Source organism: Francisella halioticida (assembly GCF_002211785.1).
Lineage (GTDB): Bacteria > Pseudomonadota > Gammaproteobacteria > Francisellales > Francisellaceae > Francisella > Francisella halioticida.
The window spans coordinates 548,339-564,954 of the sequence record NZ_CP022132.1 but is presented as its reverse complement, the minus strand read 5'-3'; the positions used below and the strand labels follow the sequence as shown (position 1 = coordinate 564,954).

Sequence of the window (16,616 nt, the reverse complement as noted above, 5' to 3'; positions counted from 1 at the left end):
AAGGATGGTAAAAATGTCAGAATATAATTATGGTACAGGTCGTCGTAAAAGTTCTGTAGCTCGTGTATTTATGAAAAAAGGCACTGGTCAATTCATTGTTAATGGTCTTCCATTAGAACAATACCTATGTCGTGAAACAGATTGCATGGTTGTTAAACAACCTCTAGAGTTAACTAGCAATACAGATAGCTTTGATTTTAAAATAACTGTAAAAGGTGGTGGAACTACTGGTCAAGCTGGTGCTATTCGTCTTGGCGTTACTAGAGCTCTTATCGAGTATGATGAAGATCTTAAACCATCTCTTCGTGAGGCAGGTTTTGTAACTCGTGATCCACGTAAAGTTGAGCGTAAGAAGCCTGGCCTTAGAAAAGCTCGTAGAAAAAGACAATTCTCTAAGCGTTAATATATATTTTTATATTGCTCTTTATTATTCTTTTTATTTTATCACTAGGAGGATAAAACCTTGGTTTTATACACAAAAAAGGATGATATCTATAGCGACATAGTCCGCATGATACTATCTATCAAAGGTGCTAATGCCAAAATTATAGATGTTTCAGATCAAGAAAACTCAAAACATTTAGAAGAATTAAATATCATTACGCCTAATGGCAATATTCCTACATTGACTACAGAAGACTTTGCTGTATATAGACTTAATGTAGTTATTGAAGCCATTGAAGACTTATACCCCTTCCCTCCTATGTTTCCTGTTTTTCCAAAACAGCGAGCAAATGCGAGAATTCTATTAGAACATGTTAATAAAACATTATTACAGAATATTGTTAAGCTTCAAGACCCTTATCTAGGTGAAAAAGAAGCTGAGCAAATAAAGAAAATGATGCAAAAAGATTTAATTAGCACATATCAAACAATTGTTAATGAAAGAGAAATTAATGCAGAGAGTAACCCAGATTCTCAAAATATCAATGTTTTAACTCTCATAATAACTTTTGTTTTTTATTACGTCATTAAAATGAAAGTCTCTATTCCAACAAAAGATAAAAATATTATCAAGGGAATAAAAGACTTACTTAGTGAGCCTAACTTTATCAAAACCATCAAAAAAGAAGGAGCTTAATATGGCCATGCTTAGAGCTTATATAGTTAAGGCAACATACGAGTGGTTGGTTGATCATGATTTTACTCCATATGTACTTATTGATACTGATTATGAAGATGTAGTAGTACCAACAAATCATATAGATGAAGATAAAAAAATATTGTTAGATTTATCTCCACAAGCAATACAAAACCTAAATATAAATGATAACCACATAATATTCGAAGCTACTTTCGATGGAGATCCTATGTCTGTAAATATTCCTATGGAAGCTGTTTTAGAAGTATTTTCTAAAGAAACAGAACAAGGAATATACGCTCGTGAATTTGGTTATGGAATAAACATAAACGAAGGCGAGGATGATAAAACAGCTAACCCTAAAAAGCTTAGTGAAACAGATACAGACAACATTCTTACTTTTGACTAATCTTCGATAGTATAATCATTTATTCTATTTAACACTAAATTACCATCTTTAATTATTAGCTTTATATTTTTTTCTGGGCTTGTTAATACACCAATATTTTCTAAAGGATTTTCTTCGAACACAAGAATATCAGCAAAAGCTTCTTCCTTAATAATTCCTAGCTTATCAGTCATGTTAAGTAGCTCTGCATTCTTATAACAAGCTGAATAAAGTGTTTGAAATGGTGTTTCAACTTCTGACCTAATATTAAACTCAGTATTTTGATATTTCATTAATCCACCTAACAAATCAGTCCCAAAACCAATATTAACACCATATTTATGAGCTATCCTTATTGCATTAATGCCACTTTCTCTAACATCATTAAGTTTTTCAAGCACATGATCTGGAGTATTATACTCTTTGCCATGATGATAAAATGCATCATAAATTGCAAGTGTAGGAACAATGAATGCATCATTTTCTTTAATAACTTTAGCTGCTTCTTCATCAAGAAGTATAATGTCCCCAGAAAAAGCTACTGATTTTAGAAAGATTTTTATTCCTAGATGTTAAACTTAACTAGATAAATTAGGAAATAGATAAATGAGTAAAAAAAGAGTAACGTATACAGCTGATTTTAAAGCTAAAGTAATTATAGAATTGCTAGAAGGCGATATGACAGTTAATGAGATAGCAAGTAAGTATGATTTACTTCCTAAAAACGTGCATAATTGGAAGCAGCAATTTTTATCTAATGCTTGCTTAGCATTTGATAAAAGCTCTGTTGTTAAGGAGTATAAGCAGGAAATAGATGAGCTTAGAAAAGATAAAGATGCAACAAGTAAAGAACTAGTCGAGGTAATAGTAGAGAGGGATTTTTTAATGGGAAAGCTAAAAAGCTTGGTATCATCAAATGATAGAGTAAACTCTGTAGATACTAAGCTAGAATTATCTTTAAATAATCAGCTTAAACTATTATCTGTATCTAAGAGTGTGTACTATTATACACCAATATCAAAATTTAGTAGTAATGATGATATTAAACTATTAAATGCAATAGATTTGATACATACTAAACATCCATATTATGGTACGAGAAGTCTAGTAAAGTTGCTAAATAGATTAGGATTTCTAGTTGGAAGGAAGCTAATCAAAAGTGCTATGGAATTCATGGGTATTAAGGCATTGTATCCTAAAAAAAAGACAACTGTCATTAATAAGCAACACAAGAAATATCCATACTTACTTAATGTATTTAAAAATGAGACGAATCAGGTTGTTATAGATAAAGCTAATAAGGTATGGAGTGCTGATATCACGTATATTAGACTAGAATGTGGGTATGCATATTTAGCAGCCATAATAGATTGGCATAGCAAGAAAACACTAGCTTGGAAGATTTCTAATACTATGGATACACATCTAACAACTAGTGTGTTAAAAGAAGCGTTATTTAAATATGGTAAACCTGATATCTTTAACTCTAATCAAGGAACTCAATATACAGCAAAAGAGCATATTAAAATATTATCTGATAATAAAATAAATATATCTATGGATGCTAAAGGAAGATCTATAGATAATATTGCAATTGAGAGATTTTGGAGAACACTGAAATATGAAAATGTTTATCCGGCATCATATATAACTATGAAAGAGGCTAAAGTAGGTATCAAAGAATATATTGATATTTACAACAATGAAAGACTACATTCTAGTATTGGATATATGACTCATGATGAAGTATATTCTGGTATTTTAGATGCTGCATAAAAGCAAGGAATAAAAATATTTTATAAAGTGGTATTGAATAACAGGGACAGTTTATAATTATGCTCATTGTATAAGGCTATAGGTATTAAACTAAGGTTTTTAGATAAACCATACTAAGTAACTTTTATGTCTTTATTTTCTAATATAAAAATATAGAGATTCTAAACTAATAATAAAATCTGTCTTTATTATCTTAGCACTCCACTTCTATAACTAAAAAGTGGCTCCACATATATTTTCTTAAGCTAGAACTCTTTGTTTTTTAACAAATTAGCAACAGGCTTATAACTTTTTCTATGAATATCTAAAACACCATATTGTTTTATATTTTCTAAATGCTCTTTAGTTGGATAATCCTTATGTTTAGCAAAAGCATACTCAGGATACAGTCTATCATGCTCAAAACAGATTCTATCTCTATGTACTTTTGCTAGTATTGAAGCTGCTGATATTTCTAAAATTTTAGAATCACCATTCACTATAGCTTCTGAGCTATAACCCCATTTAGGAAGATTATTACCATCAACTAATACTTTATCAAAATGTTCTACTAAATTATCAGCAACTTGCTTCATTGCTTTTAATGTAGCTTGTAGGATATTTATATCATCTATATCCTGGGCTGATATTTCTACTATTGAATAAGCTTTTGCTTTTAAAACAATTTCTTCATATAAAGCTTCTCGCTTCTTACTACTTAGTTTTTTTGAATCATTAAGATTTTGAATAATATTATCACTATCTAATATAACTCCCGCAGCAACCACTGGGCCTGATAAAGGTCCCCTTCCAGCTTCATCTATACCTAATATAATCATTTAAAATTATTTATTCCTTAATATTTAGAGAGCTTAAAAATCCTCTTAAGATGTTTACTTCTTGGCTCTCAAGCTCACTTCTTTGGAAAAGCCTTTTAAGCTTATCCATAACGTGTCCAGGTTTATCCTTATCTAGAAACCCTGTATTTAACATACTATTTTCAAGATGTTGATAAAGACCTTGTAACTCTTTTATTGAAGCTTTTTTATGTAAATGATTATATTCAGGGACACTCTTGGCATCTATACTTTCAATCATTTGTTTATGTATCTCATAAGCAACTAACTGAACTGCCTGAGCTAAATTTAATGATGTATAACCTTCATTTGAAGGAATATATGCATGAACATTACTCATCAAGAGCTCTTCATTTAAAAGGCCTGTTCTTTCTCGACCAAAGAGTATTGCTATTTTTTCATCAGATTTCTGAATTTTATTTAAAATATTTGTAGCTACTTTTGAAATTGGCTCTATAGGTAGAGAGACTTTTCTTACCCTTGCACTTGTGCCAACTACATAGTAGATACCTTCCAATGCTTGATCCAACGAATTAACTATTATTGCACCTTTTACAACTTCTGTAGCATGGCAAGACAAAGCAATAGCTTCATCATCTATACCTTTTTTTGGATTTACAAGCCACAAATTGGTTAATCCCATATTAAGCATTGCTCTAGCTGTAGAACCAACGTTACCGCTATGAGACGGCTCAACAAGTACTATTCTTATATTTTTTAACAATCTATCCATTATATGTACTAGTAATTAACTTATATAAATCATCAACAGTTTTTACCTGTTCAAAATATCTTTGTGTTCTATCTGTTTTTAAAAATAGAGTTAACTGTTTTAGTAACTCAATATGGATTTCAGAAATATTATCAGGAAAGAATACACCTATTGCCATTTTAATATCCTCATCAATAGAATCATCATGATAACTATTTTTAAGTGTTACTATAATTATTTTAGTAGTATTAAGATTTTTAACTCTACAGTGAGGAATATAAATATTCTTACCAATATAAGTACTCCCTATTCTTTCTCTCTTATAAATATTACTTAGTACAAAATCCTCATCAACCTCCGGATAAGATACAGCTAATCTATTAGCAATAAACTCCATTAAACGTTTTTTAGACTCAATATTAAGGTTTAATATAATGTTTTTCTTATCAATAAGAGCTTTTAAATTCATAAACTAGATTAAATAAAGTTTGAAAAAAGAAAGGACTACTCACTATGACCAGTGCTATGATTACATCTCATTTTATTCTTATGCTTTTTAAGCTGACGTGCTAGTTTATCTTCTAGCATATCAATAGCAGCATAAAGATCTTTACCTTCAGCTTTTGCCACAAATTCACTACCAGGGACAATTACTATAGCTTCGGCAACTTGCTGTTCCTTTTCTACAGCTAAAATAACTTTCGTAGATGTTATATGATCGAAATAATGCTCTACTTTTCCTATTTTTTCACCAACATAACTTTTAATTGGATCAGTAACTTCCACGTGCCTACCAGTAATTTGAATATCCATATATAAAACCTCCAGTTTTGAATGCCAGACCCTTAAATTTAATTATACAAACATATTAGAGTCCTATTTATAATAACCACCAAAGTGATATACTTACATTATACAAGCTAAATATTATAAAGAAAAGCTATGAACAACAATGTGAAACAAATTTTAACATCACTAAGCCTAATTGCAGTTGCTGTGATCTCTTTTATAATTTTTGCACCAATCTTTGTATTCTTAATAATTTTCCTAATAATATCGTCATTTATTCTACGCAGGAAAATAATGAAAGAAAATGCTGATTTCTTTAAAAAGAGAGGTCGAAAGAAAGGTAGAATTATTGACCAAGATGAAAATTTTTCTAAAAACTCTAACTCTAACCAAAAGCTTAAATAAAAAATGTATACAAAAGATACTATTGTTGCAATAGCAACTCCACAAGGCAATGGTGGTATTGGCATCATTAGGATATCTGGTTCAAAAGCATTAGAAATATCACAAGTGTTTACTCATAAAAAATTAAAGCCGCGCTACGCAACGTTTTGTACTATATATGATGGCCAAGAAACCATTGATAATAGTATTGCAATATATTTTAAGGCTCCCTTTTCATACACGGGTGAAGACGTTGTAGAAATTCAAGCTCATGGAAATCCTTTTGTGCTTAATTTAATTATAAAAGCAACTTTAAACTGTGGTGCACGAATGGCTAAGGCTGGAGAATTCACAGAAAGAGCATTTCTAAACAACAAGCTTGACTTAGCTCAAGCTGAAGCTGTAGCTGATATTATAAATGCATCGTCAGAAATAGCAGCCAAATCTGCAGCCAAATCTTTACAAGGAGACTTTTCTAAAGAAATTAGTAATCTTTTAGAAAAATTGATCTATTTAAGAATGTATGTTGAGGCTTCTATAGATTTTCCTGAGGAAGAAATAGACTTTTTAGAAGATATAAAGATACACACAAGTTTAGAGCAAATATATAAAACTATTTTAAACATTAGAAAAAGTTGTAAGCAAGGTGTAATATTGTCAGAAGGAATTACTCTAATATTAGTTGGTAAGCCTAACGCTGGTAAATCAAGTCTCTTAAATGCCTTAGCAGGTAAAGAATCAGCAATTGTAACGTCAATTGCTGGTACAACTAGAGATATCGTTAAAGAGCATATCCAAATTAATGGTGTACCAATGCATATAATTGATACTGCAGGTCTACGTAGTAGTAACGATATTATTGAAAGTAAGGGTATTAAAAGAGCTATTGCTAAAATTCAAGAAGCTGATCAAGTACTTTTTGTGACTGATGACTATACTAGTAGTAATGCTAAGTTTAGTGATATTAAAGAAATAATACCTGAATTTTATGAGCAAATACCTAAAAACATTGATATTACATATGTTCATAATAAAATAGATCTACTTCAAGATACTCCCCAAAATCAAGATGATCACGTATATATATCAGCTGAAAATAATATTGGTATCGATAGACTAAAAGATCATATACTAAAAAAAGTAGGTTATACAAATCAAAATGAAAGTATCTACACTGCTCGTGAAAGGCATGTAAATGCAATAAATAAAGCTTTTAAACATATATCTCTAGCAAAAGAGCAACTAAACCTCGGTAATGGCGAGCTACTTGCAGAAGAGCTTTTAATAGTTCAAGAATATTTAAACACTATCACTGGAGAATTTAGCTCTGATGACCTATTAGGAGAAATTTTCTCAAGTTTTTGCATCGGAAAATAACTCTTATCTATAGCTAAGTTTACCAGCCGTAGCAACCCTATCTTCTATGTTTTTTCTTCTAGCACATACAAAACTAGCATACGGTTTAGATAAAAAACTTACTTCCATAATATTTCTATCACGGTGATATGTATATTCTCTTGTTGTACCATAACAAAATAGTGTTGTAAGTATTAATATAATAAGTAACAGTTGTTTCATAATAAGAACCCTTGCCATCTTTTAATCTTTATTTGGCAACATTCTCTCATTAAATAAAAGCTATATTAAACACATTATTTTTATATAATTTATAAGTTATACTTATAGAAAAATTAATGAAAACCATAGTATAAAGACTCAATTTGTCAAATATATAAATATTTTGCAAAGGTTTTGTTAAAATATATTAGTTTTAATAAAAGATTCAAATAATATGCTATCTTTAATTGGTAACACCCCTATTATTAAACTTAATAATTTAGATACTAAACATACTGTTTTTGCAAAATGTGAATGGTTAAACCCCACTGGAAGTATAAAAGATAGAGTTGCAAAATATATATTAGAAAAACTTATTAAACGTCAAGAAATACGACCAAAACAAGCAATTATTGAAGCAAGTTCAGGTAATATGGGAACTTCATTAGCAGCTATAGGAAAATTATATGATCATCCAGTGCATATAACTTGCCCTGAAAAAACAGGCTCAATGAAAAAATCTATGATAGAAAGTTTTGGAGCAAGTCTTTCCGTATGTAAAAATACATCAGACCATAAAGACCCCGAATTTTATGTAAATAAAGCGAAAATAATAGCTAATGAAACAAATGCTATTTTAATAAATCAATATGACAATAAACTAAATACACAGTGTCATTATGAAACTACAGGCCAAGAGATAGTAAACCACTTTTTGGAGCAGAACATAAATATTGATTATTTCATAACGGTTGGAGGATCTGGAGGAACAATTACAGGCTGTGCAAAAAAAATAAAAGAAACATACCCAGCAGCTAAGGTTATTATGCCTGATCCTAAAGGCTCTGTTTATTATGATATTTTTTATAATGGTAAACCAAATCCTCAAAATATTTATAGCTACAAAGTTGAAGGTCCTGGTAATCCAGTTTTTTGTAAATCTATGAATTTAAAGTATATTGATGAAATTATTCAGTTTACAGATGAGCAAGCAATAAAAGGTTGTTTAGAATTAGCTAATGAGCAAGCAATATATGCCGGTCACAGTAGCGGTGCCAACTATTTTATTGCAAAAAAATTATTAAATTTGATACCACAAGACAATTCATATAATATTCTTATAATGATTTTAGATAGTGGTATGAAATATACTTTTTATTAATAAAAAATGCTCTAAAATATATAAAACAATTTCATTAACTTATGTTATCATTAAACATAGTAATTTATTATAGGAGAATAAGCTATGCCAGGTATATTAATAAGCATTATTTTGTTACTAATTTCTGTAGTAACAGCTTGGTTTAATCGTCGTGGAGGACTAGCAATTTTTGTCATATTTTTAATTGTTGCAAGTTTAGTATTTTTACATCATGCGACTGAGCAGTTATCAATATATTTATAGGAGCTTATCATGACAAGATCAACTGTAGAAGATTACATGAAAATTTTAAGTGTCATAGAAGTTATAATTATAACTGTGATTATTATTATAGAATTCTATTTCCAGTTTAGTGTATACAATATGCCAAGACCTATTTCTCTTATATTATTACAAAGACTAGGGCTACTTGCTATGGGATTTGGTTTTTTGCTTAACACTCATTTCCATATTCGCCCAAGTCATTATGCTTTATCATTATTAACATCTGTCTTTACATTACTTGTTTCTTTGAAAATAATAAGCATCCATATGCTAGACCCTATTGGCATTGGACCAAAGATTTTTGGAATGCATATTTATAGTTGGATATTTGTAGTGTCAATTATTTATATCATATACACTGCTATAATAATGTCATTTTCTGGCCAATATGATCTGCATCAAAGGACATCTCGTGAAGTATCAGAATCTAGTAACAAGATAATACGCATTATTACTCATATAGTTTTTGTAATATTCGTTATATCAACGATTATAAGTATAGGCATAGCTTATTATCAGTGTGGTTTTAGTTATTGTACAGCCCAATATACTAATCAAGTAACACAATCAGCACCAATACTATAATAAACATTCGTTATTATTTTCTTTAATACAATTTCTTTTTAATAATTCATTATATATATTAAATAGGCTTATTAATTGCTATGATTAAAGTGTGTAATACTTCATAGGAAAGAGCAATGCCAAGTATATTGATAAGTTCTATCTTATTTCTAATCTCCATAATAACTGCTTTTTTCAACCGTCGTTATGCAGGTGATTATTTTTAGTATATTCCTTATTGTTGTAAGTTTAGTATTTTTACATCATGCGACTAGCGAGTTATTAATATACCTATAAGGAGAACATTATATGAAAAATATGATACCAAAAGACTTAATTAAAACTATAAGCGCTATTGAAGCTGGAGGTATTACTGTAATTATAATTATGGCTTTTTTCTTTCAATTTGCGATGAATGAACTACCATGCCCATTATGCCTTTTACAAAGGCTAGGTTTGTTGGCTATAGGGTTTGGTTTTTTACTTAATATGCGTTTTCATGTACGTCCAAGCCACTATGCTTTATCACTATTAGCAGCTGTTTTTACTGCCTTTGTATCGCTCAGACAAATTGCTTTACATGTTACAGATCCCGTTGGTTTTGGTTCAAAGATTTTGGGCATGCATATGTACAGCTGGGTTTTTATAATATCTATGCTGGCAATTATTTATATATCTATAGTTATGTCTTATCCAAAACAATATGAGATTCGTCAAGAGCCCCAAGAAATATCTGAAGCAAAAAATAAGAAAATTCGTTTTTTTACACATCTAATTTTTCTAATTTTTATATTGATAATTTTTGCAAATGTCACATCTACATTTTTTGAGTGTGGCCTATCACAGTGTCCAGATAATCCAACAAACTATTTATTCTAAAATATTTTAAGCTTGGTATCACTTTATAAAATTAACAAAAAATTGGAACTTCTTTGAAAAGAGATAGCACTTAATATTATTTGGTGAGGTTTGTGACGTTAAGCTTCATATCAAGTGACCAAAAGTAAAATAATTCTGTCAAAAATTAGAATGGAATTTTATAATTAAGATTAAAAGATAATATTGATGGCGTCTGAGTAAATTCAGGAATATATAACTAAGATTATTATTATTTTAATAATTTTCAAAAATATAAAAAGGTTTAATTATGTTAACAATTGTAAATTTAGATATCTTTCCTTATAAAAAAGAAGATTTTAATTTTTTAAAAAAATTTGGCAATATCAAATTATATGAAAATACCTCTAAAGATGAAATATCAACACGAATAGCTGATGCTAATATTGTATTAACAAATAAGACATCTCTATCAGAAGAACATTTCAAATCTGCTTCAAAATTAAAATATATAGGTGTGCTGGCGACAGGATTTAATGTCATTGATATTAATGCTGCAAAAAAATACAATATAACTGTAACTAATATACCTGCATATAGTTCAGATGCCGTTGCTCAACATACATTCGCACTAATATTACATATTATAAATAATATTTCTTTAAATATTAACTTTGTTAAAGCTGATTCTTGGGCAATTAATAATAAATGGTGCCTAATCAATAATAATTGGAATCAATTATCCAATATGACAATTGGAATAATAGGGTTTGGTAGTATTGGAGAAAAAGTTTCATCTATTGCAAAAGGATTTGGAATGAAAGTAATCATATATACTAGATCTAAGTGTAATGATCAATTAACAGACTTTGTAACTTTAACTGAATTACTTAAAAAAAGTGACATTATAAGCTTACACTGCCCATTAACTTCAGATACAAAAAATATTATAGGATATAAAGAGCTATCCTTAATGAAGAAAGACTCTATTTTAATAAATGTTAGTAGAGGAAATCTAATAGATGAAGAAGCTCTGTTCAAAAAATTAAATGCCAATAAAATTAAGGCTGCAGGTCTTGATGTATTAGCTCAAGAACCTCCTCGTATTAAAAATAAGCTTAATACTTTAGAAAATTGCTTTATAACTTCTCATATCGCCTGGAGTAGCGTAGAAGCTATGAATAAAGTATTAGAAGTGACGGAAAGTAACATCAATTTTTTTCTAGATGATAAGCCCAAAAATATCGTTACCTAAATTAGCTAGATATAATGCTTTCTTATAACTATTATTAAGTATCTAGGAAAATTCTAAATAAATTATTTAAGATACAAAAATAAACTACCCCGTAGAAAGAATTATACCTAGCTAATTTAGATTACAATATTTATTGAGTTTCTATATTTTTTCTTTAGAAAATCTACTTACTAATTATAATGCTTTAAAAATTGCTTCTATACTTGATGAATAGCGATTTCGATATTGATGAATAGCGATTTCGATATTGATGAATAGCGATTTCGATATTGCGTAAAAAATGCTGAAAAATCCAAATTTCAGATAATCAAAAAATGACAAAACTCATATGCTCACAAAAATACACTTATCATAGTTATTTGATACTAAAATAAAGTTATTCTTAACCAATTCCATATTCCAGACGAATTAATCCCTGTAGTGCTAAATAATTCGTTTTCTTTTTGCCAGATGTTCATGGTGATTCATAAAATCTTTTGAGCTCAATCCAATTACAGTACCTGTGAGTAGTAGTTGCGAACCACACAATATGCATTCTAAAGGATCAACAGTAAAAGATTTTTTGTACAGCTCAGCCCATTTGGTTTTAGTGGTAGCTTTAGGATCTTGCTTAAATATCTGATATATCTTCGGCAACAATTTACCTCTAACACAGTTTGCGAGAAAGCCGAAGTATCTGATGAGTCTAAATCCTTTGGGAGGTATATGCTGAGTAAATCTATCTAAGAAATCATTCATATCTAGAGTTTCATTTTTGAATTTAGATATTTTGTGATCTAAATATCTAAATGTAACTTCTTTACCATCATAATGCTTTAAGCGAGACATTGATATAGGTGGTCTTCGGATATATCTACCAAGATATGCTATTGTGTTTTTTGGATTATTTGTAGGCTCTGCAAAATGTATAACCCACTGTTTATTAAACTGTTCGTCAATTTCAGTTTGTGTAAGATGCTCTCTGAGTAAGTTTAAAACTCTATATCGCCACATAGGCATAATCACCTTTTTTACAAACCTAATTTTCTTCCAAACATTTTTATCATTAATACCGCCCATAGTTACTGACATGTGTAGATGAGTATTCCAATTAAGAGCTCTACCAAAAGTATGGATAGCCATAAACATCCCAATACGAATACCTTTTTGTTTCTTGGCAATTTCATTGAAAATATCGCCAGCTATCTTTGGAAGTTTGTTAAGAAGTTTCCAATCTTTGAATAATGGCCATAAAGTATCAGGCATTGTTAGAGTTATATGTTGCCAGTCACAATTAGGCAAAGTTTCTAATTGCTCATTAATCCAATCGTTGGTTGGTTTAACTCCACATGTTTGACAATATCTACATGAGCAACTATGAGTGACATTCTTGGAGTGTAAGCATTTGGGGTTAGAGCAGCTGTAGTGATGAAAACCTCTGGCACGGATGCCACAGCTAAGCATCTTAACTATTGTCTCAACTACCTCAGTTCTGATGATATCTTTATATGTTTGATAATAATCCCACCAAGCATTTTTATACTGCAGTAGCTCTTGGATTTTAGTTGGTGTTCTAATTGGTCAAATATAAATCAAACGAAGTTGATTTATATTGTATCAAAAAACCCTAGTTTGGTTAAGATTTAAGTTACCAACGCAGTTGGTTACCTTGTTTTGCATCACCAAAAAGCATGCTTGTATTTTCTTTATAAAATAAAGGGTTCTCTACTCCTGCGTATCCAGATGACATCCCTCGTTTAAATACTATTACACGCTTTGCATTCCATACTTCTAATACTGGCATACCGCTAATTGGGGTGCCAGGTTCTTTTATAATGTCCCCAGAAAAAGCTACTGATTTTAGAAAGATTTTTATTCCTAGATGTTAAACTTAACTAGATAAATTAGGAAATAGATAAATGAGTAAAAAAATAGCAACTATTCCTGCAATCTTTTCTTTCTTATTTATAAACATTTTTGATAGTACTGGAACTATAGTAGGGTTAGCTAGTGCAGCTAACACTATAATACCCCATGAAATTTTAACAACAATTTTGAGAATTTAGTTCCTAAAGTAGCTAAACTATAAATGAGTGATCATACCCTCCTATTTGGGACACTTAGGTATTAAGAAAAGGAGACAAGATGAGATATACAAAAGAGTTTAAAGATGAAGCTGTTAAATTATGTTTACAACCAGATGCAAATAGACGAGAAATAGCAGATAATTTAGGGGTTAAATATAAAACCATTTGCAGTTGGATATCCAAAGCCATGTCAAACCCTCAGAAAGAAATAAAGATAGATTATAAAACGCAGTACCAGTAACTATCTTTTGAAAATACTGATTTGAAGAAAAAACTCAAACAGGCAGAAACAGAGCGTGAAATACCAAAAAAGTCAGCAGCGTACTTTGCAAAGCAAAATCTGTAAGGTACGCCTTTATTAAGGAGCATTATAAAGTTATGCCAGTAACAACACTATGTAAATCTTTGAATGTGAGCACATCTTCATATTACAGATGGATTCATAAACCTATAGGTAAAAGGCAATATAATGATGCTATTTTAATGAACATAAATCTAGATATGGAAGTGTTAGGATATACAAAGAGCTTAAAGATATGGGTTGGAAAGTTACTCAACCTAGAGTATCTAAACGTATGAAATTACTTGGTTTACATGCTAAAGCGGCTCGTAAGCATAAGAAAACTACAGATTCTAACCACAACAAACATGTTTATGATAATTTATTAGAACAAAACTTCACTGCTTTATCTGTAAATCATAGGTGGGTTACAGATATAACTTATGTACCTACACAAGAGGGGTGGCTGTATCTTTGTGTGATTATAGATTTATTCTCAAGATCAGTTATTGGTTGGGCAATGGATTCTAGGATGAAAGCGGATTTAGTTTGTAATGCTTTAAATATGGCATTATTTAGAAGAAATTTTCCTAGTGGTGTGATTATACACTCTGATAAAGGGTCACAGTACTGTAGCAAACAATATCAAGACATTATTAAAGAACACTGGCTACTATCAAGTATGAGCTCTAAAGGATGCTGTTACGATAATGCTGCTTGATGAATAGCGATTTCGATATTGATGAATAGCGATTTCGATATTGCGTAAAAAATGCTGAAAAATCCAAATTTCAGATAATCAAAAAATGACAAAACTCATATGCTCACAAAAATACACTTATCATAGTTATTTGATACTAAAATAAAGTTATTCTTAACCAATTCCATATTCCAGACGAATTAATCCCTGTAGTGCTAAATAATTCGTTTTCTTTTTGCCAGATGTTCATGGTGATTCATAAAATCTTTTGAGCTCAATCCAATTACAGTACCTGTGAGTAGTAGTTGCGAACCACACAATATGCATTCTAAAGGATCAACAGTAAAAGATTTTTTGTACAGCTCAGCCCATTTGGTTTTAGTGGTAGCTTTAGGATCTTGCTTAAATATCTGATATATCTTCGGCAACAATTTACCTCTAACACAGTTTGCGAGAAAGCCGAAGTATCTGATGAGTCTAAATCCTTTGGGAGGTATATGCTGAGTAAATCTATCTAAGAAATCATTCATATCTAGAGTTTCATTTTTGAATTTAGATATTTTGTGATCTAAATATCTAAATGTAACTTCTTTACCATCATAATGCTTTAAGCGAGACATTGATATAGGTGGTCTTCGGATATATCTACCAAGATATGCTATTGTGTTTTTTGGATTATTTGTAGGCTCTGCAAAATGTATAACCCACTGTTTATTAAACTGTTCGTCAATTTCAGTTTGTGTAAGATGCTCTCTGAGTAAGTTTAAAACTCTATATCGCCACATAGGCATAATCACCTTTTTTACAAACCTAATTTTCTTCCAAACATTTTTATCATTAATACCGCCCATAGTTACTGACATGTGTAGATGAGTATTCCAATTAAGAGCTCTACCAAAAGTATGGATAGCCATAAACATCCCAATACGAATACCTTTTTGTTTCTTGGCAATTTCATTGAAAATATCGCCAGCTATCTTTGGAAGTTTGTTAAGAAGTTTCCAATCTTTGAATAATGGCCATAAAGTATCAGGCATTGTTAGAGTTATATGTTGCCAGTCACAATTAGGCAAAGTTTCTAATTGCTCATTAATCCAATCGTTGGTTGGTTTAACTCCACATGTTTGACAATATCTACATGAGCAACTATGAGTGACATTCTTGGAGTGTAAGCATTTGGGGTTAGAGCAGCTGTAGTGATGAAAACCTCTGGCACGGATGCCACAGCTAAGCATCTTAACTATTGTCTCAACTACCTCAGTTCTGATGATATCTTTATATGTTTGATAATAATCCCACCAAGCATTTTTATACTGCAGTAGCTCTTGGATTTTAGTTGGTGTTCTAATTGGTCAAATATAAATCAAACGAAGTTGATTTATATTGTATCAAAAAACCCTAGTTTGGTTAAGATTTAAGTTACCAACGCAGTTGGTTACCTTGTGAAAGTTTCTTTGGAACTTTAAAAGTAGAGTTAGTACATGATGAAAGCTATAAAACTAGAGAAGAAGCTAAACTATCAATATTTGAATATATTGAAGCTTACTATAATACAAAAAGGAGACATTCTACAATAAATTATATGACTCCATATCAATTTGAATATATAATGGAAAATGAAGTAGTAAACTGTCCCAAATTGACGGGGTAGATCATAATTTAAACATATTAAACTACGGAAAATATGACTATAGTTAAACTTCTTGTATGTAAAATTATTAATCGTCAGAAACAAAAAAAGCCCTGCTGATTAGGCAAGGCTTTCATATTGTGCTCTTGTTGTTGAGACTTTGATATTCGAAAAAGATGGCGACTACCTACTTTCACCTGAGCAAATGCCAGACTATCATCGGCGTGTTATAGTTTCACTTCTGAGTTCGGAATGGGATCAGGTGGTTCCTACAAGCTATCATCGCCAAAACTTTATGTTTTGGATTAAAAATATTTAACAATTCAGCATAGAAA

23 protein-coding genes, 1 rRNA gene and 2 pseudogenes are annotated in these 16,616 nt (G+C 30.3%); 16 read left to right on the top strand and 10 right to left on the bottom strand.

Annotated elements, in window-relative coordinates:
* Positions 1 to 13: 13 nt before the first annotated feature.
* The 3 genes from rpsI to mglB are packed head-to-tail and all read left to right on the top strand — an operon-like array spanning position 14 to position 1,490.
* Complete coding sequence (rpsI, locus tag CDV26_RS03110; protein ID WP_088772051.1) at positions 14 to 403, top strand: 30S ribosomal protein S9; 390 nt, start codon at positions 14 to 16, stop codon at positions 401 to 403.
* A 60-nt stretch (positions 404 to 463) separates the two neighbouring features.
* Entirely contained in the window at positions 464 to 1,081 is a 618-nt protein-coding gene (gene mglA, locus CDV26_RS03105; RefSeq protein ID WP_088772050.1) for a transcriptional regulator MglA, read from the top strand.
* A gap of 1 nt (position 1,082) precedes the next feature.
* Positions 1,083 to 1,490, top strand: a complete 408-nt coding sequence (mglB, locus tag CDV26_RS03100; RefSeq protein ID WP_088772049.1) for a transcriptional regulator MglB — start codon at positions 1,083 to 1,085, stop codon at positions 1,488 to 1,490.
* On the opposite strand, the gene CDV26_RS03095 is transcribed toward mglB, so the two are convergent.
* A complete protein-coding gene (locus tag CDV26_RS03095; protein WP_245806491.1) occupies positions 1,487 to 1,870 on the bottom strand; it encodes an amidohydrolase family protein in 384 nt (127 codons plus the stop codon). The genes mglB and CDV26_RS03095 overlap by 4 nt on opposite strands.
* Positions 1,871 to 2,075: 205 nt before the next feature.
* On the opposite strand from CDV26_RS03095, the gene CDV26_RS03090 reads away from it, so the two are divergent.
* Complete coding sequence (locus CDV26_RS03090; protein ID WP_088772047.1) at positions 2,076 to 3,245, top strand: IS3 family transposase; 1,170 nt, start codon at positions 2,076 to 2,078, stop codon at positions 3,243 to 3,245.
* Between the two features lie 245 nt (positions 3,246 to 3,490).
* On the opposite strand, the gene CDV26_RS03085 is transcribed toward CDV26_RS03090, so the two are convergent.
* Genes CDV26_RS03085 through hpf form a run of 4 tightly spaced genes read right to left on the bottom strand, consistent with a single transcriptional unit; the run spans position 3,491 to position 5,606 of the window.
* Positions 3,491 to 4,063 (bottom strand): ribonuclease HII, encoded by a 573-nt coding sequence (locus tag CDV26_RS03085; protein WP_088772046.1) that lies wholly within the window; start codon positions 4,061 to 4,063, stop codon positions 3,491 to 3,493.
* A 10-nt stretch (positions 4,064 to 4,073) separates the two neighbouring features.
* Entirely contained in the window at positions 4,074 to 4,814 is a 741-nt protein-coding gene (locus CDV26_RS03080) for an RNA methyltransferase (RefSeq protein ID WP_088772045.1), read from the bottom strand.
* Positions 4,807 to 5,262, bottom strand: a complete 456-nt coding sequence (locus CDV26_RS03075; RefSeq protein WP_088772044.1) for a PTS sugar transporter subunit IIA — start codon at positions 5,260 to 5,262, stop codon at positions 4,807 to 4,809. The genes CDV26_RS03080 and CDV26_RS03075 overlap by 8 nt, the downstream gene beginning before the upstream one ends.
* Before the next feature lie 35 nt (positions 5,263 to 5,297).
* Positions 5,298 to 5,606, bottom strand: coding sequence for a ribosome hibernation-promoting factor, HPF/YfiA family (hpf, locus tag CDV26_RS03070; protein ID WP_088772043.1), 309 nt, complete (start codon positions 5,604 to 5,606; stop codon positions 5,298 to 5,300).
* Positions 5,607 to 5,735: 129 nt separating this feature from the next.
* Here hpf and CDV26_RS12395 point away from each other — a divergent pair, with 129 nt between their 5' ends.
* Together CDV26_RS12395 and mnmE are read left to right on the top strand one after the other, a co-directional pair.
* Positions 5,736 to 5,987, top strand: a complete 252-nt coding sequence (locus CDV26_RS12395; RefSeq protein WP_088772042.1) for a DUF2852 domain-containing protein — start codon at positions 5,736 to 5,738, stop codon at positions 5,985 to 5,987.
* Positions 5,988 to 5,990: 3 nt separating this feature from the next.
* The gene (gene mnmE / locus CDV26_RS03060) at positions 5,991 to 7,343 is read left to right on the top strand and encodes a tRNA uridine-5-carboxymethylaminomethyl(34) synthesis GTPase MnmE (RefSeq protein WP_088772041.1); all 1,353 of its coding nucleotides are present in this window, start codon (positions 5,991 to 5,993) and stop codon (positions 7,341 to 7,343) included.
* A 3-nt stretch (positions 7,344 to 7,346) separates the two neighbouring features.
* Here mnmE and CDV26_RS03055 read toward each other — a convergent pair whose 3' ends face one another.
* A complete protein-coding gene (locus CDV26_RS03055; protein WP_088772040.1) occupies positions 7,347 to 7,544 on the bottom strand; it encodes a hypothetical protein in 198 nt (65 codons plus the stop codon).
* A gap of 214 nt (positions 7,545 to 7,758) precedes the next feature.
* Here CDV26_RS03055 and CDV26_RS03050 point away from each other — a divergent pair, with 214 nt between their 5' ends.
* The 5 genes from CDV26_RS03050 to CDV26_RS03035 all read left to right on the top strand — a co-directional run bounded on the left by CDV26_RS03050 (position 7,759) and on the right by CDV26_RS03035 (position 11,605).
* Positions 7,759 to 8,685, top strand: a complete 927-nt coding sequence (locus tag CDV26_RS03050) for a cysteine synthase family protein (protein ID WP_088772039.1) — start codon at positions 7,759 to 7,761, stop codon at positions 8,683 to 8,685.
* 84 nt (positions 8,686 to 8,769) lie between these two features.
* Positions 8,770 to 8,928 carry a DUF5993 family protein gene (locus tag CDV26_RS12390; protein WP_169709705.1) on the top strand — a complete coding sequence of 53 codons (159 nt, stop codon included), beginning with the start codon at positions 8,770 to 8,772 and terminating at the stop codon, positions 8,926 to 8,928.
* 9 nt (positions 8,929 to 8,937) lie between these two features.
* Positions 8,938 to 9,534 carry a disulfide bond formation protein B gene (locus CDV26_RS03045; RefSeq protein WP_088772038.1) on the top strand — a complete coding sequence of 199 codons (597 nt, stop codon included), beginning with the start codon at positions 8,938 to 8,940 and terminating at the stop codon, positions 9,532 to 9,534.
* Positions 9,535 to 9,822: 288 nt separating this feature from the next.
* Positions 9,823 to 10,392, top strand: coding sequence for a disulfide bond formation protein B (locus CDV26_RS03040; protein ID WP_088772037.1), 570 nt, complete (start codon positions 9,823 to 9,825; stop codon positions 10,390 to 10,392).
* Between the two features lie 268 nt (positions 10,393 to 10,660).
* Complete coding sequence (locus CDV26_RS03035) at positions 10,661 to 11,605, top strand: NAD(P)-dependent oxidoreductase (RefSeq protein ID WP_088772036.1); 945 nt, start codon at positions 10,661 to 10,663, stop codon at positions 11,603 to 11,605.
* A gap of 423 nt (positions 11,606 to 12,028) precedes the next feature.
* On the opposite strand, the gene CDV26_RS03030 is transcribed toward CDV26_RS03035, so the two are convergent.
* The gene (locus CDV26_RS03030; RefSeq protein WP_157671630.1) at positions 12,029 to 13,162 is read right to left on the bottom strand and encodes an IS91 family transposase; all 1,134 of its coding nucleotides are present in this window, start codon (positions 13,160 to 13,162) and stop codon (positions 12,029 to 12,031) included.
* A 70-nt stretch (positions 13,163 to 13,232) separates the two neighbouring features.
* On the bottom strand, positions 13,233 to 13,388 hold the full coding sequence (locus tag CDV26_RS03025; protein WP_211276381.1) for an NAD(P)(+) transhydrogenase (Re/Si-specific) subunit beta: 156 nt from the start codon (positions 13,386 to 13,388) through the stop codon (positions 13,233 to 13,235).
* A gap of 115 nt (positions 13,389 to 13,503) precedes the next feature.
* On the opposite strand from CDV26_RS03025, the gene CDV26_RS11920 reads away from it, so the two are divergent.
* The 4 genes and pseudogenes from CDV26_RS11920 to CDV26_RS03015 form a co-directional block, all read left to right on the top strand.
* Positions 13,504 to 13,650 (top strand): hypothetical protein, encoded by a 147-nt coding sequence (locus tag CDV26_RS11920; protein WP_157671408.1) that lies wholly within the window; start codon positions 13,504 to 13,506, stop codon positions 13,648 to 13,650.
* A 79-nt stretch (positions 13,651 to 13,729) separates the two neighbouring features.
* The gene (locus tag CDV26_RS03020) at positions 13,730 to 13,912 is read left to right on the top strand and encodes a transposase (protein ID WP_088772035.1); all 183 of its coding nucleotides are present in this window, start codon (positions 13,730 to 13,732) and stop codon (positions 13,910 to 13,912) included.
* A gap of 137 nt (positions 13,913 to 14,049) precedes the next feature.
* On the top strand, positions 14,050 to 14,250 hold the full coding sequence (locus CDV26_RS11915) for a hypothetical protein (RefSeq protein ID WP_157671407.1): 201 nt from the start codon (positions 14,050 to 14,052) through the stop codon (positions 14,248 to 14,250).
* Positions 14,169 to 14,666 (top strand): annotated as a pseudogene (locus tag CDV26_RS03015) (IS3 family transposase); the annotation flags it as partial. The gene CDV26_RS11915 and the pseudogene CDV26_RS03015, both read left to right, overlap by 82 nt.
* A gap of 200 nt (positions 14,667 to 14,866) precedes the next feature.
* On the opposite strand, the gene CDV26_RS03010 reads toward CDV26_RS03015, so the two are convergent.
* Positions 14,867 to 16,000 carry an IS91 family transposase gene (locus tag CDV26_RS03010; protein ID WP_157671630.1) on the bottom strand — a complete coding sequence of 378 codons (1,134 nt, stop codon included), beginning with the start codon at positions 15,998 to 16,000 and terminating at the stop codon, positions 14,867 to 14,869.
* 89 nt (positions 16,001 to 16,089) lie between these two features.
* Here CDV26_RS03010 and CDV26_RS03005 point away from each other — a divergent pair.
* Positions 16,090 to 16,302, top strand: a pseudogene (locus tag CDV26_RS03005) (IS3 family transposase); the annotation flags it as partial.
* A gap of 153 nt (positions 16,303 to 16,455) precedes the next feature.
* Here CDV26_RS03005 and rrf read toward each other — a convergent pair.
* Positions 16,456 to 16,571: ribosomal RNA gene (gene rrf, locus CDV26_RS03000) — 5S ribosomal RNA — on the bottom strand.
* Positions 16,572 to 16,616 lie beyond the last annotated feature (45 nt).

Excerpts from the sequence above, each read along its gene's own strand:
- rpsI (WP_088772051.1), top strand. The coding sequence starts at position 14 with ATGTCAGAATATAATTATGGTACAGGTCGTCGTAAAAGTTCTGTAGCT.
- mglB (WP_088772049.1), top strand. The coding sequence starts at position 1,083 with ATGGCCATGCTTAGAGCTTATATAGTTAAGGCAACATACGAGTGGTTG.
- CDV26_RS03090 (WP_088772047.1), top strand. The coding sequence starts at position 2,076 with ATGAGTAAAAAAAGAGTAACGTATACAGCTGATTTTAAAGCTAAAGTA.
- CDV26_RS03085 (WP_088772046.1), bottom strand. The coding sequence starts at position 4,063 with ATGATTATATTAGGTATAGATGAAGCTGGAAGGGGACCTTTATCAGGC.
- CDV26_RS03080 (WP_088772045.1), bottom strand. The coding sequence starts at position 4,814 with ATGGATAGATTGTTAAAAAATATAAGAATAGTACTTGTTGAGCCGTCT.
- CDV26_RS03075 (WP_088772044.1), bottom strand. The coding sequence starts at position 5,262 with ATGAATTTAAAAGCTCTTATTGATAAGAAAAACATTATATTAAACCTT.
- hpf (WP_088772043.1), bottom strand. The coding sequence starts at position 5,606 with ATGGATATTCAAATTACTGGTAGGCACGTGGAAGTTACTGATCCAATT.
- CDV26_RS12395 (WP_088772042.1), top strand. The coding sequence starts at position 5,736 with ATGAACAACAATGTGAAACAAATTTTAACATCACTAAGCCTAATTGCA.
- mnmE (WP_088772041.1), top strand. The coding sequence starts at position 5,991 with ATGTATACAAAAGATACTATTGTTGCAATAGCAACTCCACAAGGCAAT.
- CDV26_RS03055 (WP_088772040.1), bottom strand. The coding sequence starts at position 7,544 with ATGAAACAACTGTTACTTATTATATTAATACTTACAACACTATTTTGT.
- CDV26_RS03050 (WP_088772039.1), top strand. The coding sequence starts at position 7,759 with ATGCTATCTTTAATTGGTAACACCCCTATTATTAAACTTAATAATTTA.
- CDV26_RS12390 (WP_169709705.1), top strand. The coding sequence starts at position 8,770 with ATGCCAGGTATATTAATAAGCATTATTTTGTTACTAATTTCTGTAGTA.
- CDV26_RS03045 (WP_088772038.1), top strand. The coding sequence starts at position 8,938 with ATGACAAGATCAACTGTAGAAGATTACATGAAAATTTTAAGTGTCATA.
- CDV26_RS03040 (WP_088772037.1), top strand. The coding sequence starts at position 9,823 with ATGAAAAATATGATACCAAAAGACTTAATTAAAACTATAAGCGCTATT.
- CDV26_RS03035 (WP_088772036.1), top strand. The coding sequence starts at position 10,661 with ATGTTAACAATTGTAAATTTAGATATCTTTCCTTATAAAAAAGAAGAT.
- CDV26_RS03025 (WP_211276381.1), bottom strand. The coding sequence starts at position 13,388 with ATGCCAGTATTAGAAGTATGGAATGCAAAGCGTGTAATAGTATTTAAA.
- CDV26_RS11920 (WP_157671408.1), top strand. The coding sequence starts at position 13,504 with ATGAGTAAAAAAATAGCAACTATTCCTGCAATCTTTTCTTTCTTATTT.
- CDV26_RS03020 (WP_088772035.1), top strand. The coding sequence starts at position 13,730 with ATGAGATATACAAAAGAGTTTAAAGATGAAGCTGTTAAATTATGTTTA.
- CDV26_RS11915 (WP_157671407.1), top strand. The coding sequence starts at position 14,050 with ATGCCAGTAACAACACTATGTAAATCTTTGAATGTGAGCACATCTTCA.